This window comes from Bacillus sp. SJZ110 (assembly GCF_006715455.1).
In the GTDB taxonomy this organism is placed as follows: Bacteria; Bacillota; Bacilli; order Bacillales; family Bacillaceae; genus Bacillus; species Bacillus subtilis.
Map to the genome: position 1 here is coordinate 315561 of NZ_VFNF01000002.1, position 16670 is coordinate 332230.

Consider the following 16670-nt stretch of genomic DNA (forward strand, 5'->3'; position numbering starts at 1 on the left):
TTTTCAAGAAAATGTTATAATGAAAAGCCATAAAATGATAGGAGGGGGAATTTCGATGCATTACATAACGGCATGTTTAAAAATCATCAGTGATAAAGACCTTAATGAGATAATGAAGGAATTCAAAAAACTTGAGGAAGAAACGAACAAAGAAGAGGGTTGTATTACATTCCATGCTTATCCGCTTGAGCCATCAGAACGTAAAATAATGCTTTGGGAGATTTGGGAAAACGAAGAAGCTGTGAAAACCCATTTCACGAAAAAACACACAATAGACGTTCAAAAACAAGAATTAACGGAAGTAGAATGGTTAATGAAAAGCAATGTGAATGATTGAAAGGCTCTTTAAAAAAAAGACATTCAATGACTTAGAATCAGCCACTTGTGATTAAGTAGTAAATTGTTGTCCAACTCTTATTTTTTCTATTTAATATTTTTTGAGACGAAAATGTTTTTTTTGAGCTGATTTTGAAATGTATTCAAAGTCAGCTCTGTTTGATTTCATGGATTATATTCTTTGGATAACTTGTTACCATTTCTACATGGATGACAGATGAAATAAGAAATTTTCTTTCACCTAAATTTCCAATGGGGCGTATTGGCACACCAGATGATGCAGCACGAATGATTGCTTTTCTTGCAAGTGATGAGGCTGAATGGATAACTGGACAAATTATTCATTCAGAAGGTGGATTTATTCGGGGCTAAGCTACTGAAACACAATATACACCAATGTATGATGTATTCCCAAAACTAAATCTAAACTTGAAGCGCAATTGAAATAAAATAAGGTCCCTTCTCTTTTTAGAGGGGGACCTTATTTTATTCATGCATGTTTTGCATCCAGAAAATCTGGCGGATAAGAGATTAATAAACCGTTACATATACTTTTCCGAATACTGCAGTACCTTTAAACAAAGTAATCGTGGCTTTCCCTTTTGATTTAGCCGTCACTAAACCATTTTGATCGACTTCCGCAACTTTTTGGTTATCAGTCCAATAACGAGTAGCTGAATTATTTTTAACAGAATAGGTTTCTCCAACTTTTAGAGGTAAATTATAGTCTTGAATCTTGATAACATGTGTAGGTGAAATAGAAATGTTCTTTACTTCAGTAGGTGTGGAGTTTATTTCATGAGCTGAAGCTACCCCGCTGACCGACAGAGCTAACGCAGAAATCGATAAAGCAGAAACAACAGTTTTTTTGAAATTCATTTTGAAACACTCCTTTAAAGTTTTTTGTCTTGCACTATAACAATTCAGCAAAAGTAATTATTTTCCTTGTAAATAAATGTTAATAATATGTGAACGATCAACTGATTTGAGCTAAGACTATTGTGTGCCCTGCACAGAGTTTATTTATGATGGAAAACTGCTGAGAGAGAATGGCCATCCTTAAAATGTTAATAGCACACATTTGATGGTTATTAGTTTGTTGAGCGTGTGGGAATTTTGTTACCTGCACTTTATCCCCGAAGATACCAAATCACTTTTCTTCATCATGTTCTTACTTTCGTACTCATACATTAGAAAATCTTCGTTCTAAATAGGTGAAGAATTGGAGTATTTTTATGAATTTCTGCTGTATACGATAAAAAATACATTACATAGCAAACTCAAAGAATATAAAAATCGTATTTTTCCGGAAGCTTCGGTAAAAAACGAAACTTTTGTCTCTATGATTTTATTTTATAATGTAAACGGTTTCTTATATAGTATACTTATACTATCAATTTGCTCAAGTAGATACTGACAGGAAGGATAGAAAAACAGATGGAATACATAAATACAAGACAAAAAGAGATTTTGTATCTGTTGTTATCTGAACCTGATGACTATTTAGTTGTGCAAGATTTCGCAGATAGGGTACAGTGTTCTGAAAAAACAATCCGGAATGATTTGAAAGTGATCGAGGATTATCTAAATGAGCATTCTCATGCACAGCTTATTCGAAAACCAGGGTTGGGCGTTTATTTACATATAGAAGAACAAGAAAGGACCTGGCTAAGCCAACAATTACATACTGAACATTTTTCTTCTAGGCAGCGGAGCGATGAAGAAAGAATGCTGCACATTGCTTATGACTTATTAATGAATCCGAAGCCTGTTTCCGCAAAAGACATTGCTGCTCGGCATTTTGTCAATCGATCTTCCATAAAAAAGGATTTATACGCAGTAGAAGAGTGGCTGAAGCGTTTTGATCTCACGCTGGTTTCTAGGCAGCGGCTTGGATTAAAGGTTGAAGGGAACGAAAGAAATAAAAGAAAGGCATTGGCAAGAATATCTGATTTGATCCACAATACAGCGTTTACCAGCCAATTTATTAAAAGTAAGTTTTTACATTATGAAGTAGACTTTGTGACGAAAGAAATCAAATCACTACAAAAAAAGCATTCCCTCTATTTCACAGACGAAACGTTTGAAAGTTTGCTGCTGCATACATTGTTAATGGTCCGCCGCATCAAAATGAAGCAGCCGATTTCATTGTCCCCAAAAGAAATGGCGGCAGTAAAAAAGAAGAAAGAATATCAATGGACATTTGCTTGTTTACAGCGGCTTGAACCGGTTTTTGCAATCCGCTTCCCAGAAGAAGAAGCCGTGTACTTAACATTACATATATTGGGCGGTAAAGTTCGTTATCCATTGCAGACAGAAGAGAACCTTGAAAATGCTGTGCTTCCTAAGATTGTAGGGCATTTAATCAATCGTGTTTCAGAGCTGAAAATGATGGATTTTCATAAGGATCAGGATTTGATCAATGGTTTGAACATTCATCTCAATACTGTGCTGCAACGGCTGAGCTACGATCTTTCTGTAGCAAATCCTATGCTCAATGACATCAAAAAGATGTACCCTTATTTGTTCCACCTCATCATTGATGTTTTGGAAGAGATCAATCAAACGTTTGATCTTCATATTCCTGAGGAAGAGGCAGCGTATTTGACATTGCATTTTCAGGCAGCGATCGAACGGATGCAGTGCAGCAGCGAAACACATAAAAAGGCGATTATCGTCTGCCACATGGGGATTGGGATGTCACAATTGCTGCGGACAAAAATTGAACGGAAATATCACCAAATCGCTGTAATGGCTTGTATTGCAAAGGCCGATTTAAAGGATTATATCAAAAAGCATGAGGATATTGATCTTGTCATATCCACCATTGCGCTGGAGAATATTACGGTTCCCCATATTGTTGTATCTCCGCTTTTAGAGCCTGGCGAAGAGAAGAAATTAAGTGCGTTTATACGTCAGCTGGGCGAATCACACCGCCAAAAACAAAAAACGTTTCAGATGCTGAACAATACGACTCCTTTTTTGGTTTTTTTGCAGCAGGAGGCGGAGCATCGCTACAAGTTAATCGAACAGCTGGCGACAGCTTTGTTTGAGAAAGGCTATGTTGATAAGGACTATGCGGTTCATGCGGTGATGAGGGAAAAAATGTCGGCGACAAATATTGGGTCAGGCATTGCCATTCCTCATGCAAACGCTAAATTTATTAAACAATCAGCAATCGCGATTGCCACATTAAAGGAGCCGCTTGAATGGGGAAATGAAAAAGTTTCGCTCGTTTTTATGCTGGCTGTCAAACACGAGGATCAAACCATGACAAAGCAGCTGTTTAGCGAGCTTTCATATCTTAGCGAGCAGCCGGCCTTCGTCCAGAAGCTGACGAAAGAAGCCAATGTCATGACATTTTTATCTCATTTGGATTATTAAAGCAGGGATTATTCCTTGCTTTTTTTGTTATAGGGAAAAATGCCTTTATTACCGGAACCTATGGTAAAAAAAGCGATTTTAATGAGCTGATTTCGGTATACAGTTGAGACAAGATCTTATTATTCACACTTTAAAGGAGGTTTCCTATGAAACTTTTAGCGATTACATCTTGTCCGAATGGAATCGCCCATACGTATATGGCAGCGGAAAATCTGCAAAAAGCTGCTGACAGACTGGGCGTTAGCATCAAAGTTGAGACCCAGGGAGGGATTGGTGTTGAAAATAAGCTAACCGAAGACGAAATTCGCGAAGCGGACGCAATCATTATTGCTGCAGACCGTTCGGTAAACAAAGACCGGTTTATAGGCAAAAAACTGCTGTCTGTGGGGGTACAGGACGGCATCCGCAAACCGGAAGAATTGATTCAAAAAGCTCTTAACGGGGATATACCGGTCTATCGTTCCGCTTTAAAATCGGAATCCGGTAATCATCAGGAGAAGAAACAAAATCCAATTTACCGTCATTTAATGAACGGCGTTTCATTTATGGTTCCTTTCATTGTTGTCGGCGGATTATTGATAGCGGTTGCATTAACGCTTGGAGGGGAGAAAACACCTAAAGGCTTAGTTATTCCGGATGATTCCTTCTGGAAAACGATTGAACAGATCGGCAGTGCTTCATTTTCATTTATGATTCCGATTTTAGCCGGCTATATCGCCTATAGCATCGCTGATAAACCGGGGCTTGTGCCAGGGATGATCGGCGGATATATTGCGGCGACTGGAAGTTTTTATGACAGCGCAAGCGGCGCCGGATTCCTCGGGGGGATTATTGCCGGGTTTTTGGCCGGATACGCTGCACTTTGGATCAAAAAATTAAAAGTTCCAAAAGCCATCCAGCCGATTATGCCGATTATTATTATTCCGGTGTTTGCATCACTGATTGTAGGTTTAGCGTTTGTATTTTTGATAGGCGCGCCTGTAGCTCAAATTTTCGCCTCTTTAACAGTTTGGCTGGCGGGGATGAAAGGGTCGAGCTCGATCCTTCTGGCATTGATTTTAGGGGCGATGATCTCATTTGATATGGGGGGTCCCGTAAATAAGGTGGCATTTCTGTTTGGATCGGCAATGATTGGAGAAGGAAATTATGAAATTATGGGACCAATTGCTGTCGCTATTTGTATCCCGCCGATTGGCCTTGGCATTGCGACGTTTTTAGGAAAAAGAAAATTCGAGGCATCTCAAAGAGAAATGGGGAAAGCGGCATTTACGATGGGGCTCTTCGGCATTACTGAAGGAGCGATTCCATTTGCGGCGCAGGACCCTCTGCGCGTTATTCCAAGTATTATGGCAGGCTCAATGACAGGTTCTGTGATAGCCATGATTGGCAATGTGGGAGACAGAGTGGCGCACGGCGGACCTATCGTTGCAGTGCTTGGCGCAGTTGATCATGTCTTGATGTTTTTTATTGCTGTGATTGCAGGATCTCTTGTCACTGCTCTGTTCGTCAATGTACTAAAAAAGGATATTACGGCGTCTCCTGTGCTCAGTGAAACTGCACCGCCCTCCGCGCCAAGTGAAGCTGCGGCAGCAAATGAAATAAAGCAGCCAATTCAAAGCCAAAAAGCTAAGATGTCGGAATTTAAAAAACTGACAGACATTATCAGCCCGGAATTAATTGAACCAAATTTATCGGGGGAAACGAGGGATGACATCATAGATGAATTGATTCAGAAATTGTCCCGAAGAGGTGCGCTGCTTTCAGAGAGCGGGTTTAAACAAGCCATTTTGAATCGTGAACAACAGGGAACAACGGCGATTGGCATGAATATCGCGATTCCGCACGGAAAGTCTGAGGCGGTCAGGGAGCCGAGTGTTGCCTTTGGGATCAAACGATCAGGTGTTAATTGGAATAGCCTGGATGGATCAGAAGCTAAATTAATCTTTATGATTGCTGTACCGAAAGAGAGCGGGGGAAACCAGCATCTCAAAATACTGCAGATGCTATCTCGAAAGCTAATGGATGACAATTATAGGGAGCGGCTGCTCTCCGTGCAAACAACAGAAGAAGCATACAAGCTGCTAGAAGAAATCGAATAAAGCGGGGGATTTTCATGACGATTGAACCGTTATTTTTCAAGCCTATTTTCAAAGAAAGAATTTGGGGCGGGACCGCTTTAGCTGATTTTGGCTATACCATTCCGTCACAACGAACAGGAGAGTGCTGGGCTTTTGCCGCGCATCAAAATGGTCAAAGCGTTGTTCAAAACGGAATGTATAAGGGGTTCACGCTCAGCGAATTATGGGAACATCACAGACATTTATTCGGACAGCTTGAAGGGGACCGTTTCCCTCTGCTTACAAAAATATTAGATGCTGACCAGGACTTATCTGTTCAGGTGCATCCGAATGATGAATATGCCAACATACATGAAAACGGTGAGCTTGGAAAAACAGAATGCTGGTACATTATTGATTGCCAAAAAGATGCCGAGATTATTTATGGCCACAATGCAACAACAAAGGAAGAACTAACTACCATGATCGAGCGTGGAGAATGGGATGAGCTCTTGCGCCGTGTAAAGGTAAAGCCGGGGGATTTTTTCTATGTGCCAAGCGGTACTGTTCATGCGATTGGAAAAGGAATTCTTGCTTTGGAGACGCAGCAGAACTCTGACACAACCTACAGATTATATGATTATGACCGAAAAGATGCAGAAGGCAAGCTGCGCGAGCTTCATCTGAAAAAGAGCATCGAAGTGATAGAGGTCCCGTCTATTCCAGAACGGCATACAGTTCACCATAAACAAATTGAGGATTTGCTTACAACGACATTGGTTGAATGCGCTTACTTTTCGGTGGGGAAATGGAACTTATCAGGATCAGCAAGCTTAAAGCAGCAAAAACCATTCCTTCTTATCAGTGTGATTGAAGGGGAGGGCCGTATGATCTCTGGTGAGTATGTCTATCCTTTCAAAAAAGGAGATCATATGTTGCTGCCTTACGGTCTTGGAGAATTTAAACTCGAAGGATATGCAGAATGTATCGTCTCCCATCTGTAACATGCAGGGCTTGAGAAATAAATTTGCGAGTGAAGACGCCTATTCTCCAGCAATGATCTAAATAAAATAAGAGTTTAATAGTTGGAGAAGAAATGTTACACTCTTTTCTGTATATGGTAAAGAATGAAAAAACACGATTCGGTTGGTAGTCCGGATGCATGATTGAGAATGTCAGTAACCTTCCCCTCCTCGGGATGTCCATCATTCTTTAATATCTTTTATGAGGAGGGAATCGTTATGAAATTAACGATTTACTACGATGGTCAGTTTTGGGTAGGCGTTGTTGAAGTTGTGGACAATGGAAAGCTAAGAGCCTTTCGTCATCTTTTTGGCAAAGAGCCGAGGGATTCTGAAGTATTAGAGTTTGTTCATAACCAACTCCTGAATATGTTGGCCCAAGCTGAGCAGGAAGGAGTGAGTTTACAAGGCAGACGTCAAAAAAAGATCAATCCAAAAAGATTGCAGCGCCAGGTTTCAAAAGAGTTGAAAAACGCCGGAGTAGCTTCTAAAGCTCAAGAGGCGATAAAGCTAGAGCTTGAAGCAAGAAAGCAAAAGAAAAAACAAATAATGAAAGAACAACGAGAACATGTAAAAGAGCAAAGGTATATGCTCAAAAAGCAAAAAGCGAAAAAGAAGCACAAAGGTAAATAATCCAAACAAAAGCAGGCGCAGTGCCTGCTTTTGTAATTAAGGACTCTACTTTGTAACATATATCCAATGTTTATAATCCGCTGATTTATGATTCAATATAAACCCTAACTTCTCCAAGGTTTTTTGTGAGCCTAGATTATCATGTTCGCATCTTGCGGTGATCCGGTTTACTGTTTCTTGGCTTAATGCCCAGTTTATTAGTTTTTGGGCGGCTTCCACACAATAACCTTTGCGGCGATGACTTTTATTTGTTGCAAAACCGATTTCAATCATGCCATTTTCGTCTGGGTCACCTAAAAATCCAGTTCCCCCAACAATTTCATGGCTGTCCTTCTTTACAATAATCCATGAATCAAATCCTTTTGTTCCATTGTTTTTGACTAAAATCTCGCGGAAATAAGGTATCGCTTCAAAAAAATCAGAATTTGGCCATTCACCATTTGTTTCATAACCTAAGTCTTTGATAGCCTGATGATCTTGTTTAGACGCGGCGTCAAGAAGGGGAATATCAATCGTTTTTAATCGTAATCGATTCGTCTCAAGGAGAACCATATATCTAATCCTCTTTTCTTTTTACTGGGAATAATGATAACATATAACAATTTTCTCTGATACCTTGGCAGTAGAGAAAGATGAAGAAATTGAGGGGAATTGAAAGAGTGACAGGTGAGAGTTTGCCCAGCCCAAAAACGGGTAGGAAAATGCTGATGTTAATGTGTCCCTACCCGTTTTTCTGTTCCTGAATGCAGGGTTTCTGATAACATGTTGTGCTACCTTTTCGCAATCAAATAAAGCGATATGGCTCTTTGGGTTTGCACAGGATTATGAATGATAATGACCCATTGGTTTCTTCGTCTTGGAAAGCTTGCTACCGCATACAATGGAGCAGTATCGCGCGGAGTGAACCCACCATTTATCACGTTGATATCTCTTCCTTCAAGATGACAAACTAAGTATTCACCTGGATTGATGACCTGTTGGTTCGTCCATGCGTAAGAATAAAAGCCGTCTCCAAGATCTTCGGTGGAAGATGGGGGGACAAAGCCATCTACAGTCAATGTGATTTCTCTTCTTCGCTGTCTTTCTGAAAAGTCTGGACTTCTTTGAGGGTTATGAGTATGTGAAAAGTAAGGAATTAACGCAGGGCCATAAAAGTAATGATACAAAGCAACCACTCCTTTATTTTCCATTCATACAAATTGTATGTGAGAGTTATTTGTTCATTCCTGTTTTGTTCCATGTAGTCTAATAATGGGCTATAGGCGTCCAAGGAAATCAATTTGTCCTTTCGTTGATTCAATGCTAGTAACCTTGAAAATGCAGGTTAGGATGATAGAATTTACATATTACTGCAAGAAGTTAGACATACATCATTTTGATAGTGGGTGAAAACAATGGCGAAAAAAATGGCAAAAACAAATGCGGTTCGTCTGATAGAACAGCAGAACATCTCTTATGAGGTATTAGGGTATAAAACAGACGGCCAGCCGGTAGATGGCATCTCTGTTGCGGAAAAAATCGGTTATCCTTTGAAATATGTATATAAAACGTTGGTTGCAGCAGCAGGAACAAATCATTATTATGTCTTTGTTGTACCCGTTGCAGAAGAGTTAGATGTAAAAAAGGCAGCAAAGGTGACAGGGGAAAAGAAAATAGAAATGATTGCAATGAAGGAGCTATTAGCGGTAACTGGCTATCTTCGCGGCGGCTGCTCGCCAATTGGCATGAAAAAATTGTTCCCGACCTATATTGATTCATCTGCAGAAACGCTTGATTTTATCATTGTGAGTGCAGGGAAAATCGGTATGCAGCTAAAGTTGGCGCCACAGGATTTAGCAAGATCATGTGATGCCGCATTTGCAGAAATTGTATAGATGCAGATATAGGGGGAAACAAAAAAGCTTAGTCATATCGATTAAGCTTTTTCCGCATCCCTTTCAAATATGATTTCAAAATAAGCAGCTGCCCCATACCCATCTATACTGGGAGCGAAAATCTGAACAAATCTCCAGCCTCTTTTCGCATAATCATGGATGATTTGCTGGTAGTCTTCTTTAGGCCTTCTTCTCATCGTACTCAGCTCAACTCTTACGAATTCATATTCTTTCATCGTTTGATTCCTCCTATTAAGGTATACGCATAATTGAGCAAGAAGTTCCGAAAACATAGGTTAAGGTCTGCCTCACTAAACACAGGAACATCTTGAAGAGTTAATGGGCTATAAAAACGAATTTCACCGGGTCAGCAGTCCAAATGAATCTCTTGCTTATTGCATTTGACTGAGTATATAAGTAAAAAAAGAGCGGCCAGAACATATAAGAAAGAGATGATCATTAACGCACTCATAACAGGGTAGTGTTTAGCGGAATAGATGAAAAAATCAAGCTGTGAAATTTGTTTGGGGCTGCTGACGGTATCAATTCCATTTAGCAGTTTTGAGAGTTTAGCAGTATAGTTCCAATCAAATCGATCTGAAACAAGCTCGCTTCCTTGATACCAATTAACAGCAGCTAAAAACAGAAATATCATAATAGAAAATCCAAGCTGAACAACTAAAAATATTCCCTTCACTTTTGTATGACCTCCAAATCTATGAATATGGGAAAATTAAACAATATATTACCACCGTATGGGTTATTCTTGCAATTTCACTTCCATACAACTCAAACGCAAGTCTATTTTTTTGTTTGTTTTTGGCTTATAATACCTGATGATGGAAAAAGAGTGAGGGTTTATAGATTAGAGAAACAAATGTATTTATTTGTGGAGAGAGTATAGAAGCATTCGATTAATCTGCTTTTTCACAGAAACGGTTTTCATCTGTTTGCCTGAGCTTTACAATTGGCTGGCAAAAAAACAATGATTTCTTTCAATCAAAACATGCAACGATGCGACATATTTTATATCTTGATGACTTATCTCATTGCCTTTAAGTCATCCTATCGAGAAAGCGATGGTATTTTATGAACAAAGAAACCCTAAAAAACATACTCATGATTTTTTCAATATGCGCAATCCTCCGAGAAACCGATGGTATGCGCATAGCTGATAGCTGGATTTTGAGTGAGATTATACGATTTTTGATTTGCATGGTTGTGTTTTTTGCCATGACATTTCTATTAGATGCTGTTTTTCCAAACAAAAAAGAGTCACATTAATGTGTGGCTCTTTTTGCATCATCTGATCAGAAACATCATAAATGAATCGATCATCATGATGAAGAACAGCAAGCAAAAATAAATAAGTGAGTAGACAAACATATCCTTTGCCCACTTCACGTCATCGTCTGTTTTGAATCCTTTGATGCTTTTTTTGATCCATATGCCTCCGAGAACCAAGGCGGCTAAAAAATAAAATGGGCTTATATGGCCGGTGCCGAGAGAGAAAGGAAATAATAGCGTGACCGGCACCAGGACGGCAATATATTGCATCATTTTTATTTTTGTTACATGGTTGCCTTTGACTACTGGCAAGAGCGGAACGCCAGCGGCACGATATTCCTCTTTGCGTCTTATCCCAATCGCCCAAAAATGCGGCGGCTGCCACAGAAACATAATCGTGTACAACAGCACTGCTGTCATACTGAGGTCACCGGTTACGGCACAATACCCCATCAATGGCGGCGCAGCACCTGGAAAGCTCCCGACAAATGTGCTCCACACAGACGTTCGTTTCACCCATACCGTATAGATGATCGCATAAAAAATAAAGGCGGCCAGTCCGAGAAAGGCCGTTAATGGATTGAGGGAATAAAGCATGGCAAGACCTGCGATCCCTAAAACAGAGCCATATGTTAAGATCATGGCTGGCGGCATTTTCCCTGTGACCGAGGCCCTGCTGCGAGTGCGTGCCATTTTTGCGTCCATATGCCGATCAAAATAGTTGTTATAGACAGTGCCGGAAGCCATCACAAACGCGGTTCCCAACATTGCTGTTACCATTGTCATCAAAAAAGCCATGCCGGTTAACGTTTTTTCTGCGCTTGCAAACGCGATCCAAAACCCGCCGAAGGCTGCTATCGAGTTTGATATGATAATGCCGGGTTTTGCAAGTTTGATAAAATCGTAAATGGTTACCCGGTTTGAAGCTTTTATGTATTTTGTTTCAGATATGGCTGCAGAATCTCTTGTATTCTCCAAAAATAGACGCCTCCCCCTAAAACTGCATGCTTTTGTTATCGTAACAAGAGGGATACGGAATCACAATTATTTCCTATATTTGTCATGATATTGTCATTTTTAAAATAAAAAAATGGGGAGCTGGACTGCCCCCATTTTGATATGCGGCGACTAGTAACCGTAACCTCCGCCATATCCTCCGCCATAACCGCCGCCGTAACCGTACCAAGGGTAGTAAGGCGGGCGCGGGCGCGGGTAGTAATAAGGCGGGCGCGGATAAAACGGGTAGAACGGATAATAATAAGGCGGATAAAATGGCCGTCTCGGACGCGGATAATAATAAGGCTGTCTTTCATCATAAGGGGTAATTTGTTCAAATGGCTGTTCATTCAAAGGGTAATCCAAGAGGAAAACCTCCCTAGCTTTTTTTATTCCTTTTACCATATTCTTGATGCTTAAGTTGGGTGTATGTACATTTATGAAACTCGGTTTTTTTATGATGAAATTCCTTAAAAAGGATTGACATGAACTTCTAAATCTCATAGTATTACAAATGTGAAATAAATGTTACTACAATGTTACAAAAGCATTTCTAAATAGATACAGTTCCAACTGATGAAGAGTAAATCGAAATGGCTACGAAAGAAGGAGTTTTTGTTGTTGGCAAAAAGAATCAAATGGTTTCATGTATTAATAGCAGTTGTATGTGTGGTGGGCCTTATCGGCTTTTTCCATAATCATTCATTGAAAAAAGAAACGGTCATGAATAAAGTAAGAACTGATTCTCAATATGGGAATGTTGAGATCGCAACGCTTGTGAATGACGGGAAAACTTTTAATTACGCCGTTAACTATCCCGTTTTCAAAAATGAAAAAATGGATTCGGCATTAAAAAGATTCGCAGAAAAAGAGGTTCGTCAATTTCAAAAGGAAACAAAAGACGTTGACCAAGAGCATACGACAAAACGCAACGAATTAAATGTTGATTATAAAATTGTCCATTATGCCAAACAGACAGTGGCGATTGTATTTAATGAATATAAATACATCGGCGGGGCACACGGGCAAACCGTGAAAAAAACGTTTAACTATGATTTTAGTAAACAAGCGTTTCTTTCCATTGATGATATTTTCAAAGAGGACGCTGACTACTTACATAAGCTTTCGTTAATCGCTTATCACGAACTGAAAAAGAATAAGGACATTGCAGCGGACGATGCACTGTTAAAGGAAGGGACGGCTCCGAAAAAAGAAAATTTCAGCCGCTTTGCCATCAAGGAGGATTATATCGAACTTTACTTTGACACATATCAGGTTGCAGCAGGCTATCTTGGAGAGCAATCGATTGCCATTAAGAAAAGTCTTTTGAAAGACATTCTGAAAGAACAATATATTGATAAAGCAAAAAATAAAAATAAAATCAAAGAACAAAAGCCGAAGCATGAAGTGATTTCTTTACCCAAAGAGGAAACGGTTGATCCAAATCAAAAAGTCATTGCGCTTACTTTCGACGACGGCCCGAATCCTGCGACAACAAATCAAATTCTAGACTCCTTGAAGAAATATAAGGGTCATGCCACGTTTTTTGTTTTGGGGAGCAGGGTTCAATATTATCCGGAAACGCTAATAAGAATGCTGAAAGAAGGAAATGAGGTGGGGAACCATTCATGGAGCCATCCACTTCTCACAAGGCTTTCAGTGAAAGAAGCGTTAAAGCAGATCAATGACACGCAAGACATCATTGAAAAAATTAGCGGATACCGCCCGACGCTTGTAAGACCCCCATACGGCGGCATTAATGATGAACTGCGGAGTCAAATGAAAATGGATGTTGCGTTATGGGATGTTGACCCGGAAGATTGGAAAGACCGTAACAAAAAAACAATCGTTGACCGTGTCATGAGTCAGGCGGGAGATGGAAGAACCATTTTAATTCACGATATTTACCGCACCTCTGCTGATGCGGCCGATGAAATTATGAAAAAGCTCACCGATCAAGGATATCAATTGGTGACGGTTTCTCAGCTTGAAGAGGTTAAAAAACAAAGAGAAGCGAAATAAATTACAAAAGGCTGTCCGTACGGACAGCCTTTTTTCTATTTAATAAGAGCCTGTGGTCGCCCAAACATTTAAGTTTGGTCCTGAATACTTGCCGAAAGCGTAAGAAGTCCTTGGATCTAAATCATATACCATCGGTGTATAGCAAGACTTTTGGCCGGCCACCGCTTTTCCATTGCCGCCTGCAGAATCACAATTATATCTCTTTCCGTCCGTGTTTCGGGTAATCTCCGCATTTGCTTCAAAGCCAGACGTCAATGTATTATTCATCGTGATTTTTGCCCAAGCCGTTTTACATGTACTGCTGAATTTAAGCTCGACTACTCCGATGACTTGATTGCTGGCATTCACTAAGTTTGAGGATTTTTTTGTAGAGCCAGTGGACGCACAATCATTGTAATAAGGGCTTTTTCCATCGTAGGCATGGGTTTCCGCATTGGCGGGTACTCCTTTGACGGCAAAAATAAATACTACTGCGAATAACACCAATGAAGCCTTCGTAAACAGTCTTTTCATATCCTTTATGACCTCCTTAATATGGCAAACAATAAATCATACGGAGGAACAATCAAAACATGCATGCTTTTTTGTGAACAATAAAGGCGGCCGGGAGGATGGAGTTATTGGCCGCCTTTGGTGTGAGGTTAAGCTTTTACATCAATGGTTTGTCCGAGAGTCGGATGCTGAATCATCTTTAAGGTTTGATCGGCATTTTGCTGGGCGGTGTCCAGCATTTTTTTCGTTAAAGCGATATTAACATTCTGGGCAAGGGATGCTTGATGCATTGCAACTGATAAAGCAGGAATATCCATCGTTCCACCTCCTATGCCTTACCTATCGGCGGGTTTGTATGATTTTACAGTGAAAAATGGTTTAATTTTCGCTGTTGACCCTTACGCTGCGGCATATCGTATGTTTTTGACAAGGAGGGAATCAGGATGAATCTAGTAATGGAAAAGACCTTTGAGCAATACGAAAAGCTGTTTTCAATGGAAGAACAGAAAAGAGAAGATGTATTTCGGTATACGATGATGAGGCCGTTTGAAAAGATGTGGACCGCCATCCAAGTTCCGCTGAAAGCGAAGGAGCCAAACGGCTATGATGTGATCATGGCTGCGAAAATGCTGGGCTATTTGGATGTCCGTGATGCTGAAAGCGGCCAGAAAGCACTGCAAATACTGAAAGAATCACATGTTTCAGAGACAGCTGAATCTGCACTTCGGCAATGCATATTTTTTGCTGAGCGCGAACAGCTGCGGGTGAATGCAGAGGAGATCAAATTCGGCCTTTATATCGCTGATCCAAATAAACTTCAGCTGCAAAAAGGCTACTGCGGGTTTGGCGGGATACCGGGCTTTATTCATGTATGGATTGATTCGAACCGTTATAACCTGCCAAGGATTCCTTCAATTATTGCTCATGAGTTTCATCATCATGTGCGGTTTTCGTATATAGATTTTCATCATGGCTCTGTAAGTGTCGGGGATTATCTTGTGATTGAAGGATTGGCGGAATCATTCGCCAGAGAGCTGTTTGGTACGGAACGATTGGGCCCTTGGGTGACTCGTTTTGATCATGAGGATTTGCAATATTCCATTGATGTGATCAATGAGGTGCTGGATGTGAAAGAATTTTCGGAAGTCAGCCGTTATATGTTTGGTGATCCAATTGCTAACGACCAAGGCTTTAAGCCTGCAGGTTTATCGGCTTTTGCGGGTTATGCAGTTGGCTATCATGCCGTTCAGTCATTTATGAATCAACATCATATCACGATAAGCGAGGCCACGCGTTTGGATGCGAAGACCATTCTTTCTCAATGCGGGCTGTTTTCTACATGAAAAAAGCGTCACATACAGCGGCGCTTTTTGATTCCCAAAACCAGCAGTTCTATGGCTGCGCAGGCGGCAATTCCGATTGTATATGCTTCGATATCGCTCCATAAAAAACCGTACCCCAGTACAAGCCCGCCAAGAGAAGTATCCCTAATCTGGTCGATCCATTCGGCATGATAGAGCTGGCTGAATTCAATGACAAAACAGAAAGAAAGACTGATAATGCCCGTTATCATTGTCTTCAGCTTCCGAAATAGAAATCCGCATCCCGTAAAGATCATGGCGGCCCACAACGAGTCTCCCAGATAAGTATTGAGGGTATCAGGAAGAACACTGGAGAATGCTCTGGATCCAAGCCCCAGCCCAATGATCAGTACGGTGAAAACTGCATATATCCAACGATTTCGCTTCATTGCGAATTGATACCCCGTCTCTGCTTCATCTCCCTGTATTGTAAGGAATATAGCTTTTATTTGTCCACTAAAAAAGCGGCTGAATAGCCGCGTAGGGTGTTTATTTTGCTTTTAGGTTTACATGGTCGGCTGTCTGATCCGTGCCTATTACAAAATGGAGTTCATAGCGGCCTGTATCATATACATAATCGATTTCATCGGTAAACGGGACGGTTAACACCCGATTTGCTGGTCCTAATTGCTTCTGCAGCACTTCCGGCGTAACTCCGCCTAAATTCAGCTGCCGTTCCACACCGGTTCCAAAGTAGCGGATTTCTGAAATTGTCATGTCTTTATGATAGGAAAATCCGTAGCCCGGCTGTCCCATATTCCAGTGATATAAATCAAATCGATTGTCTCCCCCGACTGGTCTTTCCGGTTCTCCAAACGCAGCGTGGACATCCCCTTTTGTGCTTTTGTTAATGGTAAGGCCTTGCGCCTGCTGAGGCATTTCCCCTTTATAGGCGGTGTTATAGAGGTTTTTGACAAGCTCGGCGGCTGATTGATTCGTGTTTTCTGAGAGCGTGTTTGTTTGAGCTGCGGCCTTTGCCGGTGCTGAAAAGGACGCAGCCCCAAAGCCGGTAAAACAGCTTGTTACTGCTGCCGCAGCGGTAATAGCAGACATTGTCTTTTTCATGTTGATCCCTCCTTATTGATCTACCATCCCGTTTCCCGGTGTTAGTGCAATAAAACATGTGAGTGCGCTTTGTATGTTTTATTGAGTTGTTGTAAGGGAACTGAAATAGGTAATTCGGTATATAAAGCAAGAAAGGGGAAT

19 protein-coding genes and 1 pseudogene are annotated in these 16670 nt (G+C 40.7%); 9 read left to right on the forward strand and 11 right to left on the reverse strand.

The genetic code is table 11. The annotated features are described in order from the left end of the window. Positions 1-19: 19 nt before the first annotated feature. On the forward strand, positions 20-337 hold the full coding sequence (locus tag FB592_RS07195) for a putative quinol monooxygenase (protein WP_015252322.1): 318 nt from the start codon (positions 20-22) through the stop codon (positions 335-337). Between the two features lie 194 nt (positions 338-531). Then, a pseudogene (locus tag FB592_RS07200) lies at positions 532-708 on the forward strand (SDR family oxidoreductase); the annotation flags it as partial. Positions 709-867: 159 nt separating this feature from the next. Here the strand turns inward: FB592_RS07200 and FB592_RS07205 are convergent. Continuing rightward, positions 868-1215 carry a BLB8/JUQZ-1 family protein gene (locus FB592_RS07205; protein WP_003232839.1) on the reverse strand — a complete coding sequence of 116 codons (348 nt, stop codon included), beginning with the start codon at positions 1213-1215 and terminating at the stop codon, positions 868-870. Between the two features lie 558 nt (positions 1216-1773). Between FB592_RS07205 and manR the strand changes: the two genes are divergently transcribed. From manR to FB592_RS07230, 4 genes are all read left to right on the forward strand, one after another. Further along, positions 1774-3720, forward strand: a complete 1947-nt coding sequence (manR, locus tag FB592_RS07215; protein ID WP_141949405.1) for a mannose transport/utilization transcriptional regulator ManR — start codon at positions 1774-1776, stop codon at positions 3718-3720. A gap of 146 nt (positions 3721-3866) precedes the next feature. Further along, on the forward strand, positions 3867-5819 hold the full coding sequence (gene manP, locus FB592_RS07220; RefSeq protein ID WP_141949406.1) for a PTS mannose transporter subunit IIABC: 1953 nt from the start codon (positions 3867-3869) through the stop codon (positions 5817-5819). A 14-nt stretch (positions 5820-5833) separates the two neighbouring features. Continuing rightward, complete coding sequence (gene manA / locus FB592_RS07225) at positions 5834-6781, forward strand: mannose-6-phosphate isomerase, class I (RefSeq protein ID WP_141949407.1); 948 nt, start codon at positions 5834-5836, stop codon at positions 6779-6781. A 168-nt stretch (positions 6782-6949) separates the two neighbouring features. Then, positions 6950-7432: a YjdF family protein gene (locus tag FB592_RS07230; RefSeq protein WP_141949408.1), complete on the forward strand. Its 483-nt coding sequence runs from the start codon at positions 6950-6952 to the stop codon at positions 7430-7432. A gap of 45 nt (positions 7433-7477) precedes the next feature. Here the strand turns inward: FB592_RS07230 and FB592_RS07235 are convergent, their stop codons facing one another. Both FB592_RS07235 and FB592_RS07240 read right to left on the reverse strand, forming a co-directional pair. Next, the gene (locus tag FB592_RS07235; protein ID WP_021479509.1) at positions 7478-7984 is read right to left on the reverse strand and encodes a GNAT family N-acetyltransferase; all 507 of its coding nucleotides are present in this window, start codon (positions 7982-7984) and stop codon (positions 7478-7480) included. 218 nt (positions 7985-8202) lie between these two features. Then, complete coding sequence (locus FB592_RS07240) at positions 8203-8598, reverse strand: hypothetical protein (RefSeq protein ID WP_009967031.1); 396 nt, start codon at positions 8596-8598, stop codon at positions 8203-8205. Positions 8599-8826: 228 nt separating this feature from the next. Here FB592_RS07240 and ybaK point away from each other — a divergent pair, with 228 nt between their 5' ends. Further along, positions 8827-9306: a Cys-tRNA(Pro) deacylase gene (ybaK, locus tag FB592_RS07245; RefSeq protein WP_072174191.1), complete on the forward strand. Its 480-nt coding sequence runs from the start codon at positions 8827-8829 to the stop codon at positions 9304-9306. A 41-nt stretch (positions 9307-9347) separates the two neighbouring features. Here ybaK and FB592_RS07250 read toward each other — a convergent pair whose 3' ends face one another. The 4 genes from FB592_RS07250 to cotT all read right to left on the reverse strand — a co-directional run bounded on the left by FB592_RS07250 (position 9348) and on the right by cotT (position 11955). Next, on the reverse strand, positions 9348-9542 hold the full coding sequence (locus FB592_RS07250) for a DUF4177 domain-containing protein (protein ID WP_003232825.1): 195 nt from the start codon (positions 9540-9542) through the stop codon (positions 9348-9350). Between the two features lie 131 nt (positions 9543-9673). Then, complete coding sequence (locus FB592_RS07255) at positions 9674-10003, reverse strand: YjdJ family protein (protein ID WP_141949409.1); 330 nt, start codon at positions 10001-10003, stop codon at positions 9674-9676. Positions 10004-10608: 605 nt separating this feature from the next. Next, positions 10609-11610 (reverse strand): heme o synthase, encoded by a 1002-nt coding sequence (gene cyoE, locus FB592_RS07265; RefSeq protein WP_174616633.1) that lies wholly within the window; start codon positions 11608-11610, stop codon positions 10609-10611. Between the two features lie 111 nt (positions 11611-11721). After that, positions 11722-11955: a spore coat protein CotT gene (cotT, locus tag FB592_RS07270; protein ID WP_014479515.1), complete on the reverse strand. Its 234-nt coding sequence runs from the start codon at positions 11953-11955 to the stop codon at positions 11722-11724. A 252-nt stretch (positions 11956-12207) separates the two neighbouring features. On the opposite strand from cotT, the gene pdaC reads away from it, so the two are divergent. Further along, on the forward strand, positions 12208-13611 hold the full coding sequence (gene pdaC / locus FB592_RS07275; protein WP_032725486.1) for a peptidoglycan-N-acetylmuramic acid deacetylase PdaC: 1404 nt from the start codon (positions 12208-12210) through the stop codon (positions 13609-13611). Between the two features lie 39 nt (positions 13612-13650). Here the strand turns inward: pdaC and FB592_RS07280 are convergent, their stop codons facing one another. Both FB592_RS07280 and FB592_RS07285 read right to left on the reverse strand, forming a co-directional pair. Continuing rightward, positions 13651-14124, reverse strand: a complete 474-nt coding sequence (locus FB592_RS07280) for a YjfA family protein (protein WP_038828764.1) — start codon at positions 14122-14124, stop codon at positions 13651-13653. 128 nt (positions 14125-14252) lie between these two features. Next, positions 14253-14420, reverse strand: a complete 168-nt coding sequence (locus FB592_RS07285; protein WP_014476499.1) for a YjfB family protein — start codon at positions 14418-14420, stop codon at positions 14253-14255. Positions 14421-14546: 126 nt separating this feature from the next. On the opposite strand from FB592_RS07285, the gene FB592_RS07290 reads away from it, so the two are divergent. After that, entirely contained in the window at positions 14547-15446 is a 900-nt protein-coding gene (locus FB592_RS07290) for a DUF2268 domain-containing putative Zn-dependent protease (RefSeq protein WP_141949410.1), read from the forward strand. Between the two features lie 8 nt (positions 15447-15454). Here FB592_RS07290 and FB592_RS07295 read toward each other — a convergent pair whose 3' ends face one another. Together FB592_RS07295 and FB592_RS07300 are read right to left on the reverse strand one after the other, a co-directional pair. Continuing rightward, positions 15455-15853 (reverse strand): ribosomal maturation YjgA family protein, encoded by a 399-nt coding sequence (locus FB592_RS07295; RefSeq protein WP_017697549.1) that lies wholly within the window; start codon positions 15851-15853, stop codon positions 15455-15457. A gap of 100 nt (positions 15854-15953) precedes the next feature. Further along, positions 15954-16529: a YjgB family protein gene (locus tag FB592_RS07300; protein ID WP_014476503.1), complete on the reverse strand. Its 576-nt coding sequence runs from the start codon at positions 16527-16529 to the stop codon at positions 15954-15956. Between the last annotated feature and the right edge of the window lie 141 nt (positions 16530-16670).

Bases quoted from the DNA above. Each gene is read 5' to 3' on its own strand.
- FB592_RS07290 (WP_141949410.1), top strand. From the start codon at position 14,547: ATGAATCTAGTAATGGAAAAGACCTTTGAGCAATACGAAAAGCTGTTT.
- manA (WP_141949407.1), top strand. From the start codon at position 5,834: ATGACGATTGAACCGTTATTTTTCAAGCCTATTTTCAAAGAAAGAATT.
- ybaK (WP_072174191.1), top strand. From the start codon at position 8,827: ATGGCGAAAAAAATGGCAAAAACAAATGCGGTTCGTCTGATAGAACAG.
- FB592_RS07235 (WP_021479509.1), bottom strand. From the start codon at position 7,984: ATGGTTCTCCTTGAGACGAATCGATTACGATTAAAAACGATTGATATT.
- FB592_RS07295 (WP_017697549.1), bottom strand. From the start codon at position 15,853: ATGAAGCGAAATCGTTGGATATATGCAGTTTTCACCGTACTGATCATT.
- manP (WP_141949406.1), top strand. From the start codon at position 3,867: ATGAAACTTTTAGCGATTACATCTTGTCCGAATGGAATCGCCCATACG.
- FB592_RS07280 (WP_038828764.1), bottom strand. From the start codon at position 14,124: ATGAAAAGACTGTTTACGAAGGCTTCATTGGTGTTATTCGCAGTAGTA.
- manR (WP_141949405.1), top strand. From the start codon at position 1,774: ATGGAATACATAAATACAAGACAAAAAGAGATTTTGTATCTGTTGTTA.
- FB592_RS07205 (WP_003232839.1), bottom strand. From the start codon at position 1,215: ATGAATTTCAAAAAAACTGTTGTTTCTGCTTTATCGATTTCTGCGTTA.
- FB592_RS07250 (WP_003232825.1), bottom strand. From the start codon at position 9,542: ATGAAAGAATATGAATTCGTAAGAGTTGAGCTGAGTACGATGAGAAGA.
- FB592_RS07195 (WP_015252322.1), top strand. From the start codon at position 20: ATGAAAAGCCATAAAATGATAGGAGGGGGAATTTCGATGCATTACATA.
- FB592_RS07230 (WP_141949408.1), top strand. From the start codon at position 6,950: ATGTCAGTAACCTTCCCCTCCTCGGGATGTCCATCATTCTTTAATATC.
- FB592_RS07300 (WP_014476503.1), bottom strand. From the start codon at position 16,529: ATGAAAAAGACAATGTCTGCTATTACCGCTGCGGCAGCAGTAACAAGC.
- FB592_RS07285 (WP_014476499.1), bottom strand. From the start codon at position 14,420: ATGGATATTCCTGCTTTATCAGTTGCAATGCATCAAGCATCCCTTGCC.